The organism is Anaerocolumna sp. (assembly GCF_032079385.1).
Classification (GTDB): Bacteria; Bacillota; Clostridia; order Lachnospirales; family Lachnospiraceae; genus Anaerocolumna.
This window is the reverse complement of sequence record NZ_DAMAUC010000004.1, coordinates 112707-134904: the sequence shown is the minus strand read 5'-3', so window position 1 is coordinate 134904 and position 22198 is coordinate 112707. Positions and strand designations below refer to the sequence as shown.

Below are 22198 nucleotides of genomic sequence, written 5' to 3'. Positions count from 1 at the left end.
TCCATTACTTTCTCTGCAACGTAGAATACTCTTTCTACAGAAATACCTTCATAGTGACTTTGGTACCTACCCCCATTTCGGAGTCTATCTGCATGTCATCAGAATATTTCTTCATATTTGGCAATCCCATACCGGCTCCAAATCCAAGGGAACGAATATTATCCGGAGCTGTAGAATAGCCTGCCTGCATCGCTTTATCTATATCTTCAATTCCAGGTCCTTTATCTTCCAAAACCATGCAGATTTCTGTTGGAGATATGATAACATCAATACTTCCGCCATTTGCATGAATCACCATATTAATTTCTCCTTCGTACATGGCAATTGCAACCTTGCGTACAATTTCGGGCTTAACGCCCATTTTCTTTAATTTACTTTTTACATCACTGGAAGCTTCTCCTGCTCTTGTAAAATCATCAGCAGAAACTTGATAGGTTAAGACTATTTTATCACTCAACGGTATGTTGCACCTCCACGTAAGCCTTTTTCATACAGAAGGCCACAAGCAGAAAACATCCTATGACCGGTAGATAATAAGGCAATTCCCCTTTCACGGGCTAATGCAATCATACCTTCATCGGGCACTTTTCCCCGAACAAATACAATACATACGATATCCATCATCTCTGCAGTACGGATGGCCTGCATATTGCACAGACCCGTTAATAGTACCGACTGGTCTTTATTAAATGCCAGAACATCACTCATCATATCAGACCCGCAGGCGGTGTGAACTTCTTTCTCTAAATGTTCTTCACCGGAAATAATACGTGCCCCTAATATAGATTTTACATCATTTACGGTCATGGGATAGGTTTCCTCCTTATATACAATGGTTACAAATTTAATACCCTTTCTATTTAAATTTAGTATAACATTGCTATTTTTAATTTTCAACTGGTATTCCTTGTTTTCAAATTTCGATATTATCTCTTATATATGTATTAATTTTTGTGGATTTTCTAAAATATTGTGGATTTTTTATCAATATCATGCTATACTTAGTTCGGCTAGAATTTACATTACAAACTTAGTAGTGAATTGAAGGAGGTTAAAAGATGGGTTCCAAGAAAAAAACTGTCCCTTTTGCAGGAACGAAAGAGCAAGAAGCGGAACTTCTCAAAGTCATTAAAAAACATGAGAATGACGAAGGTGCATTAATGCCAATATTACAGGCAGCACAAAATATATATGGTTATCTTCCAATTGAAGTTCAAACCATGATTTCCAATGAACTTGATATACCATTAGAAAAAATTTATGGTATTGTTACGTTTTACTCTCAATTTTCATTAAATCCAAAGGGCAAATATAAAATATCTGTCTGTCTGGGAACTGCTTGTTATGTAAAGGGTTCAGGAGATATCTATTCTAAATTGATGGAATTATTGCATATCGAAGGCGGCGAATGTACACCTGACGGTAAATTCTCTTTAGAAGCATGCCGTTGTATCGGTGCTTGCGGTTTGGCTCCTGTACTTACTGTAAATGATGATGTGTACGGAAGATTAACTGTTGATGATATAAAAGGTATTTTAGCAAAATATGAATAGGAGCTACATACCATATTATGATGACGGAAATTTCTCTTAATGTATTAGACGTTGCCCAAAATTCCATTCGGGCAGGTGCATCTCATATAAGAATAGATATCAAGGCAAATCATAAAGAGGATTCTTTAAAGATTGTGATATCGGATAACGGTTATGGGATGACGGACAGTCAATTGGCAAAAGTGGATGATCCTTTTTACACTACAAGGACCACAAGATCAATCGGTCTTGGTGTGCCATTTTTTAAAAATGGAGCAGAAATGACCGGCGGAACCTTTACTATTGTGTCTGAAACGGGAAAAGGTACGGAAGTTACCGCTATCTTTGTGTTATCACATATTGACAGGATGCCCCTTGGCGATATAACCAGTACAATGCTTTCACTGATTACCTGTAATGATAACATTCATTTTAGTTACTCTTACAGCGTTGATGAGCGTTGTTTTACTCTGGATACAGAAGATTTTCGGGAAGTACTAGGGGATATTTCTTTTCAGGAACCGGAGGTATCTAATTTTATCAAAGAGTATCTTCAGGATCATAAAGATGAGGTTGACCAGGGACAATACATTTAGAAAGACATGGTATGTATATGAATTGTTAAGATATAAGGATTGATCATTAATCAAAATTGAATATTATATAATTCCTATTATTTTACTCGGGATTGTCAAAGATTTAACAGTTCGGTCGAATTTTAAATCTTAATTTAAAAGGAGGAAGAAGATATATGAAAACTCTGGAAGAGTTAAAAGCCATCAGAGAGAAGATGCAAGGCCAAATTGGTTTAAGATCAGAAGATACTGAGAAAACCAGAGTGGTTGTGGGCATGGCTACCTGCGGTATAGCAAGCGGTGCCAGACCGGTATTAACTGCACTATCTGATGCTGTTCAATCAAAGCATTTATCAAATATTGCTGTCACCCAAACCGGTTGTATCGGTTTATGTCAATATGAACCAATTGTGGAAGTAATGGAACCTGGAAAAGATAAAGTAACTTATGTAAAAATGACTCCTGAAAAAGCACTGGAGGTTGTTGAGCAACACTTAATCCGTGGTCAGGTAGTAAGCAAATACACCATAAGTTCCGAAGGGAGGCTGTAATTTATGTATCGTTCACACGTTTTAGTTTGTGGTGGTACCGGCTGTACTTCCTCCGGAAGTGTAAAGATTATGGAAGCTCTGCAAACAGAAATTGAAAAACAAGGACTGGAAAAAGAAGTTTGTGTTGTTCAAACCGGCTGCCATGGTCTATGTGCATTAGGTCCCATCATGTTAGTATATCCGGAAGCAACTTTTTACTCCATGGTAAAGGAAGAAGATATTCCTGAGATTGTTTCTGAACACCTGCTAAAGGGTAGAGTAGTATCCCGCCTGGTATATGATGAAACAATCACAGATGATGGCATTAAATCTTTAAATGAAACTGATTTTTATAAAAAACAACATAGAATTGCACTTCGAAATTGCGGTATTATTAACCCGGAATGTATCGAAGAGTACATTGGAACCGGTGGTTATGAAGCCTTAGGTAAGGTATTAACCGAATATACTCCTGATCAGGTAATTCAGAGTCTTCTAGATAGCGGACTTCGCGGTCGTGGAGGCGGCGGTTTTCCTACCGGCTTAAAGTGGAAACTTGCAAAAGGAAACGATGCAGATCAAAAATATGTATGCTGTAATGCCGATGAAGGGGATCCCGGTGCATTCATGGACCGTTCCGTACTAGAAGGCGATCCTCATGTAGTACTGGAAGCAATGGCTATTGCTGGTTATGCTATCGGTGCTTCTCAAGGATATATTTACGTACGTGCTGAATATCCAATTGCAGTAGAGCGTCTGAAAATAGCTATTAATCAAGCAAGAGAATATGGGCTTTTAGGAAACGACATCTTTGGAAGCGGTTTTAATTTTGATATTGGATTAAGACTTGGTGCCGGTGCTTTCGTTTGCGGTGAAGAAACGGCCCTTATGACTTCTATTGAAGGTAATCGGGGTGAGCCTCGTCCTCGTCCTCCATTCCCTGCTCAAAAAGGTCTCTTTGGAAAACCAACTATCTTAAATAACGTAGAAACTTATGCAAATATTCCACCAATTATTTTACATGGACCCGAATGGTTCTCTTCTATGGGTACTGAGAAATCCAAAGGAACCAAAGTATTTGCACTTGGCGGAAAAATTAAAAATACAGGTCTTGTTGAAATCCCTATGGGTACCACTCTTCGTGAAGTAATTGAAGATATCGGCGGCGGAATACCAAACGGCAAGAAATTCAAAGCAGCTCAGACCGGCGGACCCTCCGGCGGATGTATCCCTACAGAACACTTTGACATTCCTATTGATTACGATAACTTAATCAGCATTGGTTCCATGATGGGATCCGGCGGACTTATTGTAATGGATGAAGACAACTGTATGGTTGATATTGCTAAGTTTTTCTTAGAGTTTACCGTAGATGAATCCTGTGGTAAATGTACTCCATGCCGAATCGGAACCAAACGTTTATATGAAATTCTTGATAAAATAACAAAAGGTCAGGGAACTTTAGAAGATTTGGATAAACTGGAAGAACTTTGTTATCATATAAAAGAGAACTCTCTTTGCGGTTTAGGCCAAACAGCTCCAAACCCTGTATTATCCACTCTTCGTTACTTCAGAGATGAGTACGTAGCTCACGTGGTAGATAAAAAATGTCCTGCCGGAGTCTGTAAAGCATTATTATCTTATGTCATTGATGCAGATAAATGTAAAGGCTGTACTTTATGTGCCAGAGTCTGTCCGAATGGTGCAATTGAAGGAACAGTAAAAGAAGCACATATGATTCATCAGGATAAATGCGTGAAATGCGGTGCATGTGTGGAAAAATGCCGTTTTGGTGCTATTTCCAAGAAGTAACTTGAATTTAGGATTTACGCGGTGTTTGTATTGAGAGAATTCTCTTAAGCCACCAACTATTAAAAATATCCTTATAAGTTAGTGACATGATTTTTGATTTCTCAATAATAATATTTCGTTGCATTATTAAGATTATCAAATAGAAAAGAGGTATATATGGAGACGGTAAATATTAAAATAAACGGCATGGACATAGCTGCACCAAAAGGTTCCACCATATTGGAAGCAGCCAGATATGCTCATATAGATATTCCTACCCTTTGTTTCTTAAAGGAGATTAACGAAATCGGTGCATGCCGTATCTGTGTTGTAGAAGTAAAAGGCGCAAGAAGTCTTGTAGCATCTTGTGTATACCCAGTTAATGAGGGTATGGAAGTATGGACGAATACTCCAAAAGTATTAAGCTCCAGAAAAAGAACTTTGGAATTAATCTTATCCAATCATGATAGAAAATGTCTTTCCTGCGTTAGAAGCGGAAATTGTGAATTACAAAAACTATGTAAAGATCTTAAGGTTGAGGATGAAGGATTATATGACGGCGAAAGAACCCTCTATGAATTAGATGAATCTGCTGCACATATGTATCGCGATAACAACAAATGTATTCTGTGCAGACGTTGCTCCGCAGTATGTGAGAAAACTCAGGCTGTTGGTGTAATCGGCCCTAATGAGCGTGGATTCAAAACAGTTATTTCTTCTGCCTTTGATATGGGTCTTGGAGAAACCAGTTGTGTTTCCTGCGGACAATGTATTGCAGTCTGTCCTACCGGTGCAATCTCTGAAAAAGATAATACAGAAGAAGTATTTCAGGCTATTGCTGATCCAAAGAAATATGTAATCGTTCAAACCGCTCCTTCTGTAAGAGCCGGACTTGGAGAAGCATTCGGCCTTCCTATTGGAACCAACGTAGAAGGAAAAATGGTAGCTGCCCTACGCCGTCTGGGATTTGATAAAGTATTCGATACGGACCTTGCAGCTGACCTTACTATTATGGAAGAAGCTCATGAATTTATTGAGAGAGTTCAAAATGGCGGAACCCTTCCAATGGTTACCTCCTGTTCTCCTGGGTGGATTAAGTATTGTGAGCATTATTTCCCTGATATGACAGATAATTTATCCACTTGTAAATCACCTATGCAAATGTTTGGTGCTACTACTAAAACCTATTATGCAGAGAAAATGGGTATTAATCCAAAAGATATCTTCATGGTGGCAATTATGCCATGTACTGCTAAAAAGTTTGAAATCGGACGCCTTGATCAGGATGCAGCAGGTGTTCCTGATGTAGATGTATCTTTAACTGTTCGGGAATTAGGCAGAATGATTGAACGTGTGGGTCTTGACTTTAATTCACTGCCAGATGAAGAATTTGATTCTCCTCTTGGCATTTCAACCGGTGCTGCAGTTATATTCGGTGCAACCGGCGGTGTTATGGAGGCAGCGCTAAGAACTGCGGTAGAAACCTTAACCGGTGAGGAGTTGGCACAAGTAGATTTTACTGAAGTCAGAGGAACAAAAGGTATAAAAGAAGCTACTTACCACGTGGCAGGAATGGATGTGAAAGTTGCTGTAGCCTCTGGACTCAAGAATGCCAAAGAATTATTGACCAAAGTGAAAAATGGAGAAGCAGATTATCACTTTATTGAAATCATGGGCTGTCCGGGCGGTTGTGTAAACGGCGGCGGTATGCCTCAGGTTCCTGCAAATGTCAGAAACTTTACAGATGTTAGATCCCTTCGTGCCAAAGTGTTATATGATTTGGATTCTAACATGCCACTTAGAAAATCCCATGATAATCCGGCTATCAAAGAATTATACGATACCTACTTTGGTGAACCGGGCAGCCATAAGGCCCATGAGATATTACACACAAGTTATGTAAAGAGAAGTGTAAACTAGGCATCTATATATCCATGCTTTTTAAAAGTTGAAATCTTTTCAACTTTACCAATATATTTGTAATCCTTAAGCAAAAAACGGGCGAATAAGACTTACATCTTATTTGCCCATTTTTTGATCATATCTATGTCAAGCACCCGAATAAAACTTGTATATTGCCAAAGAAAATATATATGGTATAAGAGATTCGGCTGCGAATTTTTTAGATATGTACTACTCTTATTCCATATATTAATTACTATCATCATATTCCAAATATCCCAAATGGTTACAGAGAACTTTTTTGGCAACAAAAAAAGTCCGTGAAAACTATCTAGATAATGCATTTAAAGCACTAGAATAATAATAACAGACTTTTTTAGTGAATCTTTCGAATTATCTAAGTAATGCCATTGGATTCATAGTCTCATCGTCTTTTAATACTTGGAAATATAAATTACTGCCTTCTACAGAGTAATATATGGAAGGTTCTGCAACTTTTCCTAATACTTTACCTTCTTCAATAATATCTCCTACATTCACTGTAACATCTTCTAACTGCCCATATACTAAACTGTAACCATTTCCGATAGATGCAGTCACTGTTAAACCAGTTTCATCTTCGTTAGTAATAGAGGTTATTTTACCTTTGGCAGCACTAAGTACCTCTGTACCAACTTCAGCATCAATAATTATGGCAGGGTTCGTTTTAAACTGTGCCAAAGTTTCAAAATAAATTACCCTATCCATGCTATAATTCATAATAACATTACCTGTAACAGGCCATAATAAACCATTATCAGCTTTAAAGTTTAATGTAGCCGGCTGCATAACCGCTTTTACTTCTTCTGGTTTTTCGGTTTCAGCAGTATTTGATTGTGTAGCAGAACTTTCTGTATTCTCTTTTGTTGCTGCTGTTTCATCTGAAGCAGTTTTTTGGGGTTCTTCATATACATCAAATTCCAGAAGGCTGCCATCTGTAAGGGGTGTTTCAGAATCTCCTTCTGCTACTTCCATCTGTCCATTACCTGTATTATTAGCAACTTCGGATGGATTTGTGTTATTATTGTTTGGTTGATTTGCATCTTGGTTACTATTATTTTCTCCATCAGCCACATCTGAAATAATTGGTTCATTTAAATCCACCAAGTTTTGATTTTTGTTTTTCTCAGATGTTCGATTCAGTCCCACCATTGCAATTGTTACGATTGCTAATGCACCAACACATAATAACGCATAAAAACTTTTGCTTTTAAAAAATTCAGCTAAGTTGTGTTTTTTCATTGTTATCACCTCTAGGTATATTTTCACCAGAAATGATACTTTTATTCATTGTTGTCAATCTTCCTTTGACAACTTTCTAATTATTTTACTAATTTTTTTTCAACCCTCTCAAATAGGCTGAAATACTGGTCCAAATGCTAATTCATAAATATTTATTTTTTTGAAAATAATTTTATTTTTAACAGTATCTTATTAGAATTTGAAATAGCATTTTCAGACCCCTCTTTGCTCATTTATACCTACCTTTTTCAGGTGCCATATATCTCTTACATACTCTTCTATGGTACGGTCCGAAGAGAACTTTCCACACTTGGCAGTATTTAAAAGAGCTGATTTCGCCCATCTTTGTTTATCCTGATAAGCTTCCGATACTTTCTTCTGGGCCACTTCATATGCTCTAAAATCTTTTAATATAAAATACGGATCTGCTTTTTCATATCCATTAGAATATAATAGAGAATCATATATATTCTTAAATAAATTTGGTTTTTCAGGAGCATAAAAACCATTTATCAATTGGTCTAACACTTCTTTTATATCCAAATCACTATAATAAATATCCTGAGGATTATATCCTCCATTATTTTCATAATTAATTACTTCATCCGAACTTAGACCAAATATAAATGCATTTTCCCCTCCTGCTTCTTCTACAATTTCTACATTTGCTCCGTCCATAGTTCCTATGGTGATTGCACCATTTAACATAAACTTCATATTGCCGGTTCCAGAGGCCTCTTTGCTGGCGGTAGAAATCTGTTCAGATACATCTGCTGCCGCAAATAACAGCTCTGCATTGGATACACGATAGTTTTCTATGAATACCACCTTTATCTTGTTTCCAATAGAAGCATCCTCATTAATAACAGCTCCCACACTGTTAATCAGTTTAATAATTGATTTAGCTCGTTCATATCCCGCCGATGCCTTTGCTCCAAATATAAAAGTTCTTGGATAAAACTCCATCCCAGGATTCTTCTTAAGTTGGTTATAGAGATACATCACATGCAATATATTAAGCAGCTGCCGCTTATATTCATGAAGCCTTTTCACCTGAATATCAAAAATTGAATTGATATCGATATCTATTCCATTATGTTCTTTTATATACCTTGCCAATCTTTCTTTATTGCAATGCTTAATGTCCATAAACTCTTTTAAACTTGTTTCATCCTCTGTAAAAGCAGTTAACTTTTCTATATGGGAAAGATTCAAAATCCACTGGTCTCCGATTTTTCTCGTAATCCATTCTGCCAATAGAGGATTCCCATGAAGGAGAAACCTTCTTTGAGTAATCCCATTAGTTTTATTATTAAAACGCTCTGGGAACATTTCATAAAAATCCTTTAATTCCTGTTTTTTTAGAATCTCCGTATGAAGCCTTGCCACTCCGTTCACTGAAAAACTTGCTACAATTGCAAGATTGGCCATCCTTATCTGGCCCTGATATAATATAGCCATTTTTTCAATTTTGCTCTCATCTCCCGGATACCTTTTCTTTATATCCATAACAAAGCGCCGGTTAATTTCATCAATAATTTGATAAATTCTTGGAAGCAGCCTTGAGAATAAATCAATTGGCCATTTTTCCAAAGCCTCAGACATTATGGTATGATTGGTATAAGCACAAGTCTTACCCGTAACCTCCCAGGCTTCTTCCCAGGACAAGCAGTATTCATCTAGAAGAATACGCATAAGCTCAGCCACAGTTACGGTGGGATGAGTGTCATTTAACTGAAAACATACTTTCTCGGGAAGCTTTTTAATATCATCATGCCTTTCCATATATTTGGATACTGCCCGCTGGATACTTGCCGAAACAAAGAAATACTGCTGCTTTAATCTTAATTCTTTCCCTGCATAGTGATTATCATTGGGATATAAAACTTCACAAATGGTTCTGGCCAGGTTTTCTTGTTCCACCGCCTTTTGATAATCTCCTTTATCAAAGGAGTCTAGATTAAAGGTATTAATGGCTTCCGCATCCCATATCCTCAAGGTATTCACTATACTATTACCATAACCTACAATTGGAATGTCGTAGGGAACGGCTCTTACGGATTGATAATTTTCCTGAATAAATCGATCTCTACCCTGTTCATCCCGAATCATCCTTACATATCCGCCAAACTTTACTTCTTCTGCATACTCAGGACGCTTTATTTCAAAAGGATAACCTTCCTTTAGCCAATAATCTGGAACCTCTACCTGGTATCCATCCTCAATTTTTTGCTTAAACATACCATATTTATAGCGGATTCCGCATCCATAGGCAGGATAACCCAAGGTAGACAGGGAATCTAAAAAGCAGGCCGCCAGTCTTCCAAGCCCGCCATTACCTAAGGCTGGATCTGTTTCTTCCTCTTCTATAGCCTCCAAATTAATTCCTAATTCCTCAAGGGCTTCTCTTACTGCTTTTTCCGCCTTTAAATTAATAATATTATTGCCCAGCGCTCTCCCCATCAAAAACTCCATAGAGAGATAATACACCATTTTAACATCTTTTTCTTCATATGCCTTATGAGTAACCATCCATTGCTCTACAATGGTATTCTTAAGAGAAAATGCTACTGCATAAAATAATTGCTGATTCGTTGCTTCGTCTATATTTTTACGATAAAAAAGTTTAACATATTCAATTATATTTCCTTTAAACTCTTCCTTAAATTGTTTTTTATTTGACTCTATCATTTTATTCCTCCAAAGTTCGATACATAAAAACAATTTCTTACACAAGTAATAACATTATATACCATTTATTCTATATATTACAAGAGCAACTAATTTATCAATCCAAGTTTAGAACTTATTTGCATATTATAAAAATCTATTCTTTTAGGACTCCTTAGTAGTTACAACCCTATGATTCTAAAATTTTTAATATTCATTATTATATGAAATTCATTTTATTTCTACTTTTCTATTCTGTAATTATATGGTATTCTAATTAGTAACATTAAAATATAATTGATATAACCCTATAAAATATTAATCGTGATATCTTAGATTAAAATTGAATACAAGCCTTGGGAAGCTTCCTGTGCACTTTCCATTGAAAGTTATTGGGTTATCTTATTTAGGGAAGGGGGATTGAAATGAACTATCCTATTAGAAGACTGGAGATGACTGAAGTTGATAAGGCTTTATCACTGGTGTGGGAAGTATTTTTAGAATTTGAAGCACCTGAATATCCGGATGAAGGAATTAAAACTTTTGAAAGTTCAATCATTCATAGTGAAGAGTTTAAGTATCGTATCCATTCAGGGGATCAGATTATGTTTGGTGCATTTCATGAGAAAAGACTAATGGGGGTCCTGTCCGTAAGCATACGGAATCATATATCACTTCTATTTGTACATAAGTATTATCATAGAAAAGGTGTTGCAACCTCCCTATTTGAGAATTTAGTAAAAGAGCTTAAGAATAAAGACGTTAATAAAATTACAGTAAATTCATCTCGTTACGGAATCCCTTTTTATTATAAAATGGGATTTCAGGGTTTAGATGTGGAACAAATAAAAAATGGTATTAGATACACACCCATGGAATATACGATTAAAGTGTAAGGTATTTTCTAACCATAGGATCTCTTAAGATACAAATGTTAAAATCAAGTTTATAATGAGGGAGTTTGTAATCCCCCCTCATTATAAATTAAATTTTAAATTCCTACTTCTTGAAAAGACATAATTGATTAAACATTCTAGTTTGGTTTATTGTTTTATTTGAAAATCTTCAATCATAAGAAATATCTTCTACGCCTTAAGCATATCTAATTATATTTCTATGGATTCATCTATTCCTTTTGTCTTATCAATATATTTCGCCTTATAGTCTTTAAATATAGTCATAAACACACCACTTAAAAGCAATAAGGCTATTGCATTGGGAATACACCATAAACCCGATACAACATCTACAATGGTCCAAATTAACTCCGGTGTTTTTCCAAGTGTAAAGAATCCCGGAATGATCCAAATGATTCTTAATAGGAATTTAACAGCTTTTGTTTTCTTTGGAAATATATAAAAGAAGGCTGATTCGTAATTCATCTCCCATCCTACCATTGTTGAAAAAGCAAAAAGCATAAGGCATATTGTAACTATCGCACTTCCAAAGGAACCATAAACATTAGAAAAGGCTGCCTGCGTTAATTGAACATCTTTTAAGCCACTTTGCCATATTTCCACGTTACTTGATAATATGATCAAAGCTGTAATGGTACAGACAACCAGGGTGTCAATAAATACTTCCAATGAACCATACATACCTTCTTTAAAAGGATGAGGTGTTTTAGCCGTTGCATGGGTTATCGCTGAAGATCCAAGACCTGCCTCATTAGAGAAGGTTCCACGTGCAGCCCCTTGTCTTACAGCTAAGGCCATTGTACTGCCGGCAAGTCCGCCAACAGCTGCAAAGGGCTTAAAGGCGTAAGTAAATATCATGCCAAAGGCTGCGGGAATATTTCTAAAATTGAATAACAGCACACCGATTCCTGCAACAACATACAGGACACACATGAGCGGTGTTAATTTCTCGCAAAACTTACCAATACCCTGTACGCCGCCAATTAGTACAATTCCGCATATGACAGCAGCTAAAGTTACTGTCACCCATGTTGGAACATGAAACGCACTGTTAATGGCACTAGACATTGCATAAGGCTGAACAAAAGCTGCGGTTCCAAGGCCACCAAATACTATGGTAAGAGAAAATAATACAGCTAAAGGCTTCCACTTTTTCCCCAGTCCTTTTTCTATGTAATACATAGGTCCGCCATAATATACACCATCTTCCCCTTGTACACGATAGTATTGGGCAAGGGTAACTTCTACGCATTTTGTAAGCATTCCAAAAATGGAAATAACCCACATCCAAAATACTGCTCCCGGTCCTCCTACAAAGATTGCAGTTGCAACACCTGATATATTAGCAGTTCCTACACATCCGGAAAGTGCAGTACTAACTGCTTGAAAAGGCGTTAATGTACCGTGCTCACCCACACCCTTTTTTGTAAATATCTCTCCAAGGGTATTTTTCATTATATGTTTAAAATATCTTATCTGAAGAAATTTAGTTTTAATTGCATACAATAATCCTACTGAAAATACAAGTATTAAAACAGGAGCACCCCAAAGCATACTACTAAGCCAGCCCAAAAACTCACTAAACGTTCCCATAAATTCCATCTCCTTTTTATAAGTTAAGATACTTGGTAAAAATCTAACTGTATATTAATGGTACAAAACATTATTTCATTAACGCCTTTAGAATAACATAATAGCAATCAGCAGCCCCCACTAATTGATTTATTTCAATATACTCATCCAGGGTATGTGCAAGGTTCTCCGGTGACGGCCCCATACCTATGGTCAGAATTCCCGCTTCTCCCGCGTAATGACTTGCATTAGTGCAGAAATTATATTGAGTTATCTTAGGATTATAACCATTCTTAATCAGCTCCGAATAACAATCCTGTATATATTCTTCATTTTCATCAAATAACCATCCCGGGAAGAAACGTTCACCTTTTATATCATTCCCGGTATAGCATCGTTCGCTTCCTACAGCATAAGAAACTTTTGCATCCAGCTGTGAATCTCCTGCCATTAATTCCTCCAGCAACATCTGTATTGGCACAAGTACACTTTCTTTCGTTTCTCCTACCAATAGCCTTCTGTCAAAAGTTGCTCTGCAATATTCCGGAACTACAGATGCTCCCGGGTATGGACTGGATTTAATATCTGTCAATTCTAAAATACCATATCCTAACTTCTCTTGATAATTTGGTTTAAGTTCTTGAACAGCGGATATTATGTTTGCCATCTTATATACTGCATTTATTCCTTTCTCAGGATTTGCTGAATGTGCGGGTTTTCCAAAAGTTTCAATGACTATTTCAGCCCGGCCCCGTTGTCCAACTTTTAAATTTAATTCACTGGCCTCGCCGATTACTACGTAATCCGGCTTTGTAAGTTCACTTATCTTCCTGGCTGCTACACCCTCAAAACATTCTTCATGAACTACACCTGCAACATAGATATCACCTGCAAAATCTTTCTCTGTATCTTCTGCGAAAAAACTGGCTGCACAAGCCATGGCAGCCAATGCACCTTTCATATCGGAAGTACCTCTTCCATATATTTTACCATCCTCAATTTCTCCTGCAAAAGGATCATGTTTCCAGTCTTCCCTGTTATTAACCGGTACCGTATCCATATGACCGTCAAATAAAAGTGCTTTTCCCGGACGTTTCCCTTTAATATGCCCAATGGTATTTCCGTAATCATCTACTATAATTTCGTCAAACTTAAATTTTTTAAATCCTTCCTGTAATCTTTTAGAAACATTTTCTTCTTCCCCTGAATAACTTCTCTCCCTAACAAGTGTGCGGCATAATTCAACAACTTCTTCTTTCCTTTTTTCTGTCAACACAAAAATATCCTCCTGATGTAATATTTATATTCTGTTCACGTTTACTGGTAATGAATACCGATAAATACTCTTAGTGTTAATTTTCTCCTTTCTAGTCAATTATTTTCCGTTTGCGATATGCGATATATCGCGTATTGCATATTGCGATTATAGCAAAAAAAAAGACTTGTGTCAATATTAACGACAAAGTCTTCTATAACAATATTTTTTTGTTTATTATTCACAATGCAATTTATATTTTACTTTCATCCACTTTCTCCAAGCTTCTTTCCATAACGTAACGCCAATGGTATTTCATCAGTGAAGAGGCTTTTAAAGAATCCCTTTCTCGAATTGCATCCAATATTTCACGGTGCTGTTTTACAGATGTTTTTCTCATGGTATCAAATTGAAAATAATGATATTTTATACGTTCCGTATGTATAATTAGCATTTGAGAGAATTCCGTTATATATTCGTTATCGGCAATATGCAAAATCAATTTATGAAATGCAGAATCACATGATATGGCAGCTTCCACATCCATATTCTCATTTGCTTTAAGAAAATCTGTATAAATATCTTCCAGATTCCGGAAATTATCATCCGTCATCTTTATGCATGCCAGTTCTGTTGCCAGACCCTGTATCTCTGCTAACGGTAAATAGCATTTTTCAAGATCGCTTTTATCAATCTCCGTTACAATAGTGGCTTTTCCAGGAGTAACTTCTATTAACTTCTGGGTTTCCAGCATAAGCAACGCCTCTCTAACCGGCGTCCGGCTTACGGAAAAATGGTCCGCCAATTCACTGACATTTAATTTTTCACCCGGTTTTAACTCCCCATGAACAATCCAATCGCAAATAACCTGATATATCTTACTCTTTGCTGAATCTCTAGGTATGAAGTCATTATTATTTGGAATTGGCAATTTCTCTTCCCCCTTTTAATAAAACAAATTTCCAAATAAAACATGGCAAATTAAAAGCAGCCACGTCATATCCATTTATTGTATATTATTATATCATTGCGTAATACTTTGTCAAGCTGTGATATTGCGTCATCCTTTATCTATGATATTGTTTCACCCTTTATCATCTGAGCACAAATTCAACAAAGCTGAATTTATCTACTCTGTTGAATTTATGTTTAAACTCAGAATGAATAAAGATAAATCTAAAGATCTATAATGTAAAGTTATTGTACTTTTTCTACTCCAAGGGTTACATCCTCACCGTTTAAGTTCCATTCTTTTGTATATCCCTTTGCATTATCTAAAACAATATCATCCGCCATTACTTCCGATTTAATCTCTTCTGCATTTTTCTCCATAATGGTCTTGATTTTATCATTTCCTGCCTGAGATACTACGATGTGGTCCATAACTTCAAAACCGGCATCTTTTCTCATAGTCTGGATCTTACTGATGATTTCTCTTACAAAACCTTCTTCAATAAGTTCCGGACTTAGCTGGGTATCTAAAACTACAGTAACGCCATTATAAGAATCGGATATAAAGCCTTCCATCTGAGCAGTTTCAATTAGTAAATCATCTTTTTCCAGGAACGCTTCATTTCCTTCTAATACTACTTTTAGTCCTCCGGTAGCATTAATTTCGTCCATAGCTTTGTTGCCATCTACTTCAGCAAGGATTTGTTTTATTTGTCCGATATGTTTACCAAACTTAGGCCCTAAAGTTTTTAACTGAGGTTTAAAACTGTAGGAAGTGAAGTTTCTAACATCATCAGTAAAGGTTACCTTCTTTACATTTAATTCATCTTCAATGATTTCAGTAAAAAATGCAGGTAATCCTTTTACGCTGTTTCCTGCTTCATCAGTGTAAATAAAATCAGATTTTACATACATATTTCCAATTGGCTGTCTGTTCTTAATATTGGCTGTATTTCTGCAGGAACGTCCAAGTACAACGATTTCAAGAAGTTCTTCCATATTCTTTTCAAGTTCTTTATCAATATGCGCTTCGTTGTAGGTTGGATATAAACATAAATGAATACTTTCCGGTGCAGTTTTATCCACGTTTAAAACTAAATTACGATAAATATCCTCTGTCATAAACGGAATATAAGGTGCAGACACTTTTGCCAATGTAACAAGAGCAGTATAAAGTGTCATATAGGCATTGATCTTATCTTGTTCCATTCCCTTTGCCCAGAAGCGCTCCCTGCTTCGTCTTACGTACCAGTTACTTAATTCATCAGCGAAATCGTCAAGTACTCTGGCACCCTCTGTAATTTTATAATTTTCAAGATATTCATCCACTGTCTTAACTACGGTATTTAACTTAGATAGCAGCCATTTATCCATAACGGGCAGTTTATCGTAATCTAAGGTATATTTAGTAGGATCAAATTCATCTATGTTAGCATATAGCACATAGAATGCATAAGTGTTCCAGAAGGTTCCCATGAATTTCCTCTGGCCTTCTGTTACAGCACCCCCGAAGAAACGGTTAGGAAGCCACAAGGCACTGTTAATAGAGAAATACCAGCGAATGGCGTCAGCACCGTACTCTGACAATGCATCAAATGGATCTACCGCATTCCCTTTGGACTTAGACATCTTCTGTCCATTCTCATCCTGAACGTGACCAAGAACGATTACATTCTTAAAGGAAGACTTATTAAAAATCAGTGTGGAAATTGCCAATAAGGAGTAGAACCATCCTCTTGTCTGGTCAACTGCTTCACTAATAAAGTCTGCTGGGAAATTAGCATCAAATAATTCTTTATTTTCAAACGGATAATGCCACTGTGCAAACGGCATGGAACCGGAGTCAAACCAACAGTCAATAACCGGTTTTACTCTTTGCATTTCCTTACCGCACTCCGGGCATTTGATGGTAACTTCATCAATAAACGGTCTGTGTAGTTCAATATCCTCAGGACAGTTATCGGACATGGCTTTTAATTCAGCTATGCTTCCGATTGCATGTCTGTGTCCGTCTTCACATTCCCAAATATTTAAAGGCGTACCCCAGTAACGGTCACGGCTGATACCCCAGTCCTGTACATTCTTAATCCAGTCACCGAAACGTCCTTTTCCGATAGTATCCGGCATCCAGTTAATCGTATTATTATTAGCAATTAGGTCATCTTTGACTGCTGTCATCTTAATGAACCAGGAATCTCTTGCATAATAGATTAACGGAGTATCGCATCTCCAGCAGTGTGGATAACTATGCTCAAATTTTAAAACCTTAAATAACAAACCTTTTTCTTTTAACTTTTTCATGATGCCTTCATCGGCTTTTTTGCAGAACATTCCTGCAAAATCAGTTACTTCCGGTTTGAATTCGCCTTTTGCATCCACCAGTTGTACAAATGGCAGATCATATCTGTTACCAACATTGGCATCGTCTTGACCGAAAGCAGGTGCAATATGAACTACACCAGTACCATCTGTTAAAGTTACATAAGTATCGCAAGTTACATAGTAAGCTTTTTTATCCGGTGTAACATAATCAAATAATGGCTCATATTCTTTGTATTCCAAGTCTGTTCCTACATAAGTTTCAATTATGGTATACTCGCCTTCAATTACGGATAGAAGGGCTTCTGCCAGGATATACTTTTCAGTCTTTACAGATACTTTATCTTCATCTTTACTATCTGCTTTAATAATATTGCCCTTGCTGTTTAAGTTTACCTCTGCTTTTACGTAAGTTTCATTGGGGTTTACGCAAAGTGCTACGTTAGAAGGAAGTGTCCAGGGAGTAGTTGTCCAAGCTAGAATATACTCGTCGTCTGCTCCTTTTACTTTAAATTTAGCAATTGCTGATTTTTCTTTTACATCTTTATAGCCTTGTGCTACTTCGTGACTGGATAAAGGTGTTCCACATCTTGGGCAGTAAGGTACAATCTTAAAGCCTTTATATAATAATCCCTTTTCCCAAATTTGCTTTAAAGCCCACCACTCGGATTCAATAAAGTCATTTTCATAAGTTACATATGGATCCTCCATATCCGCCCAGTAACCTACTGTACCGGAGAAGTCTTCCCACATACCTTTGTATTTCCATACACTTTCCTTACACTCATGAATAAATGGAGCCAGGCCATATGCTTCAATCTGCTCTTTTCCGTCCAGACCCAATTTCTTCTCCACTTCCAGTTCAACCGGAAGTCCATGTGTATCCCAGCCTGCTTTACGTAGTACATTATAGCCTTTCATAGTTCTATATCTGGGGATAATGTCCTTAACGACTCTTGTTAAAACATGACCGATATGGGGCTTACCATTGGCAGTTGGCGGTCCGTCATAAAAGGTATAAGTCTTACCTTTTTTTCTTTCTTCTACTGTTTTTTTGAAAATATCATTATCTTTCCAAAACTTTAAAACATCTTTCTCACGTTCAACAAAGTTTAAATTGGTTGATACTTTATTGTACATTGAATTACCTCCTTTTATAATACAATCCGCTAATACTTTAGCAGCTAATATCGCTTAACACAGCAGCTGCAACACTGTTACTGCTACTAAAAAAGCTCCCATCCATAAACAGGATGAGAGCATGTTTGCTTCATTGTACCACCTATTTACATACGTACTTTGTGGTTTAACCTGACTCCAATATACCTTATATAAGAGCCTGCTGTCAGTTTTGACCACATCAAGTTTTAATATGCTTCCATATAACGGTGGACACCGGCGCAGCTTACTTATCCCAGGATTTTCAGCTTACAACTTAGGAGTGATTTTCAGAATCTGCTACTTGTGTTAGACTTTCACCTTCTCTAACTCGCTTTGCCTTTCGCTAAAAAATTCTTACTGTCTCCATCACTGTTTTTGTGATTTTTAATTTGTATTGTGTTTATGATAGTATAGAAATTTCTAATTGTCAATGACATTTTTAAACAATTAAAACATATTCTTATGGTAATGGTGTTACCGTTGGTTCCAGTATTTCATTTCCATTGGGATCTGCCGGAATCTCAGTTCCTCCTTCTGGATCGCCATTGGGATCGGGTGAAGGAGTTGGAGACGGAGTTGTGCTTTCTCCCTCTTCCGGTTCCTGACCGGAATTCGGATCTTCACTTTCCTCTTCCTTGCCAGTATTATCTTTATCCTTATTGGAATCTTCTTTGGAACCGTCTTTTATATCATCTTTGCCGGTATTATTTCCATTGTTTTTATCTTTATCCGTCTTATCTTTATCGGTCTTGTTTTTATCCTTATCCGTTTTGGAATCTTCTTCTTTATCGTCCTTTTCTTTATCTTTGTCTTCAGCTTCCGTATCTTCTTTTTCCTCTTCTTTTTTAGGAACTGCAGGAGTTACTACAGGTTTCTTCTTCACATCATCTAAATCAATTCCATAGTCCACCAAATTATCATAGCTGATGGAATCAGAATAATCAAAAGAAGGTTCGAAGCCATAATATTCTTCTAAAGTTAAATCATTTTTATAAATAAATGTTGCCAGATCTTTACCTACATATCGTATGTGCCAAGGTTCATATGAATATCCCGTAATTTTTGATTTTCCTTCCGGAAAACGTATTATGTAACCATAATGGTGGGCATTTTCCGCCAACCATTTTCCTTCCGTAGTTTCTCCAAAGGAACTGTCTAATCGGTAGTTTACCGATTTTGATGAAACATCTATGGATAAGCCGGTCTGATGTTCACTATATCCTGGAACAGCAGAATATTTGGAAGTATGGTCCATACCTTTTGTACGTACATTATTGGTAAATATCTCATATTGTCTTTGGTAAGAACGATATCCGGACACACCGCAAAGCATAATGTTTTCTTTAGATGCAGCATCAAATAACTCTTCCAATGCTTTTGCTGCCTCAGATCTCATTTGCTTTTTTTCATCAAAATACTGAAAGTTAAAATATACATTAGGTATTACAAGATCTTCCGGAATATACTCTGCCGGAAGACACAGTTCCTTGTTTACAAGGGCTGTAATACTGTCTGGTGTAGTATCTAATTTAGCTGGTACGGTAAAAACCACATCTTCTCTGGATTTCTCCAAGTTGTCATCCTCCGATTTATTTTGGGAGTTTATATAATCATATTCTGATTTAGAATCAGAATCTTTATCATCAAAATAATGCTCATATGCAAAGGTCGCTTCACTGGCCTGTGACAGAAACGCAATTGATGCATAAGATAAGGTAATTATAATAGCAACAGGAGCACCCACGATTACTACTCTTCTCATTAGTCTTTTTTTTCTTCTCTTCATAGTTGCACCTCAAACAATCATTCATCTAACAACATGTGGCCATTTTTAAATATATTATACCACACATAGTCTAAAAATCTACATAAATGTAAAAAATAGTACATAATTTTCACTTCTTAATTATGTCCATTTTCATTATTAATGCTGTTTAACAACTGATGCTTCATTTGATAAAGGTCGATAGATAAATCCACATAAACATTGTGAGGATTCACCAAACGCCTTGTTTCATCCCATAAAGTATCCAATTCTTTTTGGCAGTAAGCTCTAATATCCATAACTGACGGAGAGGTATATACACATTCTCCATTTATAAATATTGGAACCAAAAGTTCTCTTAATGTATAAGAACCACCCTTAAGATTGGTTTTCTTCCATGTGGCTACAGGATCAAAAAGTCTCAAGGTTTCATTTTCTGAGTAACTTTCACATGTTAATGCAATAAGATCCGCTTTTACTTTTCCGCTTTCTTTTTCATAGACACGATATATGGTTTTATCTCCCGGATTGGTAATCTTCCATGGATTTTCAGATAGCTTAATCTTGGGAATAAACCTACCATCCTTTTCTATGGCAGCTAATTTATAGACACCGCCGAAAGCCGGACAGTCCTTTGAAGTAATCAGATTTGTACCAACACCCCAGGAGTTTATTGCCGCACCTTGGGTTTTTAATGAGTCAATTAAATATTCATCCAAATCACTGGAGGCTACAATAGCAGCATCGGTAAATCCCGCTTCATCCAGCATTTTTCTTGCCCGTTTGGAAAGGTAAGCCAAGTCACCGCTATCCAGACGGATACCATATAATTTTGGCATCCTACCTGCCTCTTTTAATTCCTTGAATACTTTAATTGCATTGGGTACGCCGGAACGAAGAGTATCATAAGTATCTACCAAAAGTGTTGCATTACTTGGATAAAGCTCTGCATATATTCGGAAAGCTGTTAATTCGTCTTCAAAACTCATAATCCAGCTGTGAGCATGAGTTCCAAGAGCCGGAACATTAAAATATTTGGCACATAATACATTACTGGTACCAATACAGCCTCCAATCACCGCTGCTCTTGCTCCTAATGTACCTGCATCCGGTCCCTGGGCACGTCTAAGGCCAAATTCCATAACCCCGTCACCTTGTGCAGCATAACATACACGGGAAGCTTTTGTAGCAATCAGACTCTGATGGTTAATAATATTTAGTACCGCCGTCTCAATTAACTGCGCCTCCATAATAGGAGCAATAACCTTAACTAAAGGCTCCATAGGGAAAATAACTGTGCCTTCAGGAATTGCATAAATATCTCCCGTAAAATGAAATTTAGTCAAATAATTCAGAAAATCTTCATCAAATATCTTCAGACTTCTTAAATAAGTTATATCTTCCTCATCAAAATGAAGATTCTTTATATATTCAATAACCTGCTCCAAACCGGCGCAGATGGCATAACCGCTGTCTGACGGATTGGTTCGGTAGAAAACATCAAAAATTACTCTATCATTGGTATTGTTTTTAAAATAACCCTGCATCATTGTTAATTCATAGAAATCAGTTAATAAAGTTAAGTTTTCTTTTCCCATGTTACTACTCCTTCGATTCGGACTCTCAATCATTGTGACTTTCTCATTTGCTTGTTGTATTGCACTTTTCTCACTCTGTTATATTATGAACAATAAACATGTTCATAATCCTGTCTTTCCACTTGAAATATGCAAGTAAACTTGCATACTTTTCATTCCATTCTATTATACTATGAACAAAAAACATGTCATAATCTTGACACTTCACTTGAAATATGCGGAGAAGCATGCAAATGCCTCATTCCGTTTTTATTATATCATGAACTTAAAGCGTGTTCATGATCTTGGCACTCCAATCGGTATTTACATGCAAGCATGTAAATACCTCATTCCGTTTTTATTATATCATGAACTTAAAGCGTGTTCATGATCTTGGCAC

Annotated in this window: 16 protein-coding genes; 6 read left to right on the top strand and 10 right to left on the bottom strand. The window is 36.7% G+C overall.

Annotated elements, in window-relative coordinates; all coding sequences use genetic code 11:
• Nucleotides 1–34: 34 nt before the first annotated feature.
• Both RT261_RS05155 and RT261_RS05150 read right to left on the bottom strand, forming a co-directional pair.
• The gene (locus RT261_RS05155; protein WP_313130219.1) at nt 35–457 is read right to left on the bottom strand and encodes an ATP-binding protein; all 423 of its coding nucleotides are present in this window, start codon (nt 455–457) and stop codon (nt 35–37) included.
• Nucleotides 454–807: a hypothetical protein gene (locus tag RT261_RS05150; RefSeq protein ID WP_313130217.1), complete on the bottom strand. Its 354-nt coding sequence runs from the start codon at nt 805–807 to the stop codon at nt 454–456. The genes RT261_RS05155 and RT261_RS05150 overlap by 4 nt, the downstream gene beginning before the upstream one ends.
• Before the next feature lie 251 nt (nt 808–1058).
• Between RT261_RS05150 and RT261_RS05145 the strand changes: the two genes are divergently transcribed.
• The 5 genes from RT261_RS05145 (at nt 1059) to RT261_RS05125 (ending at nt 6348) form a co-directional block, all read left to right on the top strand.
• Complete coding sequence (locus RT261_RS05145) at nt 1059–1553, top strand: NADH-quinone oxidoreductase subunit NuoE family protein (protein ID WP_313130215.1); 495 nt, start codon at nt 1059–1061, stop codon at nt 1551–1553.
• A 17-nt stretch (nt 1554–1570) separates the two neighbouring features.
• The gene (locus RT261_RS05140) at nt 1571–2128 is read left to right on the top strand and encodes an ATP-binding protein (RefSeq protein WP_313130212.1); all 558 of its coding nucleotides are present in this window, start codon (nt 1571–1573) and stop codon (nt 2126–2128) included.
• A gap of 155 nt (nt 2129–2283) precedes the next feature.
• Nucleotides 2284–2658 carry a (2Fe-2S) ferredoxin domain-containing protein gene (locus RT261_RS05135; protein WP_313130209.1) on the top strand — a complete coding sequence of 125 codons (375 nt, stop codon included), beginning with the start codon at nt 2284–2286 and terminating at the stop codon, nt 2656–2658.
• Between the two features lie 3 nt (nt 2659–2661).
• Complete coding sequence (locus RT261_RS05130; protein ID WP_313130206.1) at nt 2662–4449, top strand: NADH-quinone oxidoreductase subunit NuoF; 1788 nt, start codon at nt 2662–2664, stop codon at nt 4447–4449.
• Nucleotides 4450–4605: 156 nt separating this feature from the next.
• A complete protein-coding gene (locus RT261_RS05125) occupies nt 4606–6348 on the top strand; it encodes an NADH-dependent [FeFe] hydrogenase, group A6 (RefSeq protein WP_313130203.1) in 1743 nt (580 codons plus the stop codon).
• Between the two features lie 375 nt (nt 6349–6723).
• Here the strand turns inward: RT261_RS05125 and RT261_RS05120 are convergent, their stop codons facing one another.
• Together RT261_RS05120 and RT261_RS05115 are read right to left on the bottom strand one after the other, a co-directional pair.
• Complete coding sequence (locus RT261_RS05120; protein WP_313130201.1) at nt 6724–7611, bottom strand: M23 family metallopeptidase; 888 nt, start codon at nt 7609–7611, stop codon at nt 6724–6726.
• A gap of 213 nt (nt 7612–7824) precedes the next feature.
• Entirely contained in the window at nt 7825–10302 is a 2478-nt protein-coding gene (locus RT261_RS05115; RefSeq protein ID WP_313130199.1) for a glycogen/starch/alpha-glucan phosphorylase, read from the bottom strand.
• Between the two features lie 404 nt (nt 10303–10706).
• On the opposite strand from RT261_RS05115, the gene RT261_RS05110 reads away from it, so the two are divergent.
• Nucleotides 10707–11177, top strand: coding sequence for a GNAT family N-acetyltransferase (locus tag RT261_RS05110; RefSeq protein ID WP_313130197.1), 471 nt, complete (start codon nt 10707–10709; stop codon nt 11175–11177).
• A gap of 210 nt (nt 11178–11387) precedes the next feature.
• Here the strand turns inward: RT261_RS05110 and RT261_RS05105 are convergent, their stop codons facing one another.
• The 6 genes from RT261_RS05105 to RT261_RS05080 form a co-directional block, all read right to left on the bottom strand.
• Nucleotides 11388–12791 carry an alanine/glycine:cation symporter family protein gene (locus tag RT261_RS05105; RefSeq protein WP_313130196.1) on the bottom strand — a complete coding sequence of 468 codons (1404 nt, stop codon included), beginning with the start codon at nt 12789–12791 and terminating at the stop codon, nt 11388–11390.
• Between the two features lie 70 nt (nt 12792–12861).
• Nucleotides 12862–14052 (bottom strand): YgeY family selenium metabolism-linked hydrolase, encoded by a 1191-nt coding sequence (locus RT261_RS05100; protein ID WP_313130489.1) that lies wholly within the window; start codon nt 14050–14052, stop codon nt 12862–12864.
• A gap of 226 nt (nt 14053–14278) precedes the next feature.
• Entirely contained in the window at nt 14279–14956 is a 678-nt protein-coding gene (locus tag RT261_RS05095) for a GntR family transcriptional regulator (protein ID WP_313130194.1), read from the bottom strand.
• A 266-nt stretch (nt 14957–15222) separates the two neighbouring features.
• Nucleotides 15223–18435 carry an isoleucine--tRNA ligase gene (ileS, locus tag RT261_RS05090; RefSeq protein ID WP_313130193.1) on the bottom strand — a complete coding sequence of 1071 codons (3213 nt, stop codon included), beginning with the start codon at nt 18433–18435 and terminating at the stop codon, nt 15223–15225.
• A 481-nt stretch (nt 18436–18916) separates the two neighbouring features.
• Nucleotides 18917–20242 (bottom strand): M15 family metallopeptidase, encoded by a 1326-nt coding sequence (locus RT261_RS05085; protein WP_313130191.1) that lies wholly within the window; start codon nt 20240–20242, stop codon nt 18917–18919.
• Between the two features lie 116 nt (nt 20243–20358).
• Entirely contained in the window at nt 20359–21819 is a 1461-nt protein-coding gene (locus tag RT261_RS05080) for a nicotinate phosphoribosyltransferase (RefSeq protein ID WP_313130188.1), read from the bottom strand.
• Between the last annotated feature and the right edge of the window lie 379 nt (nt 21820–22198).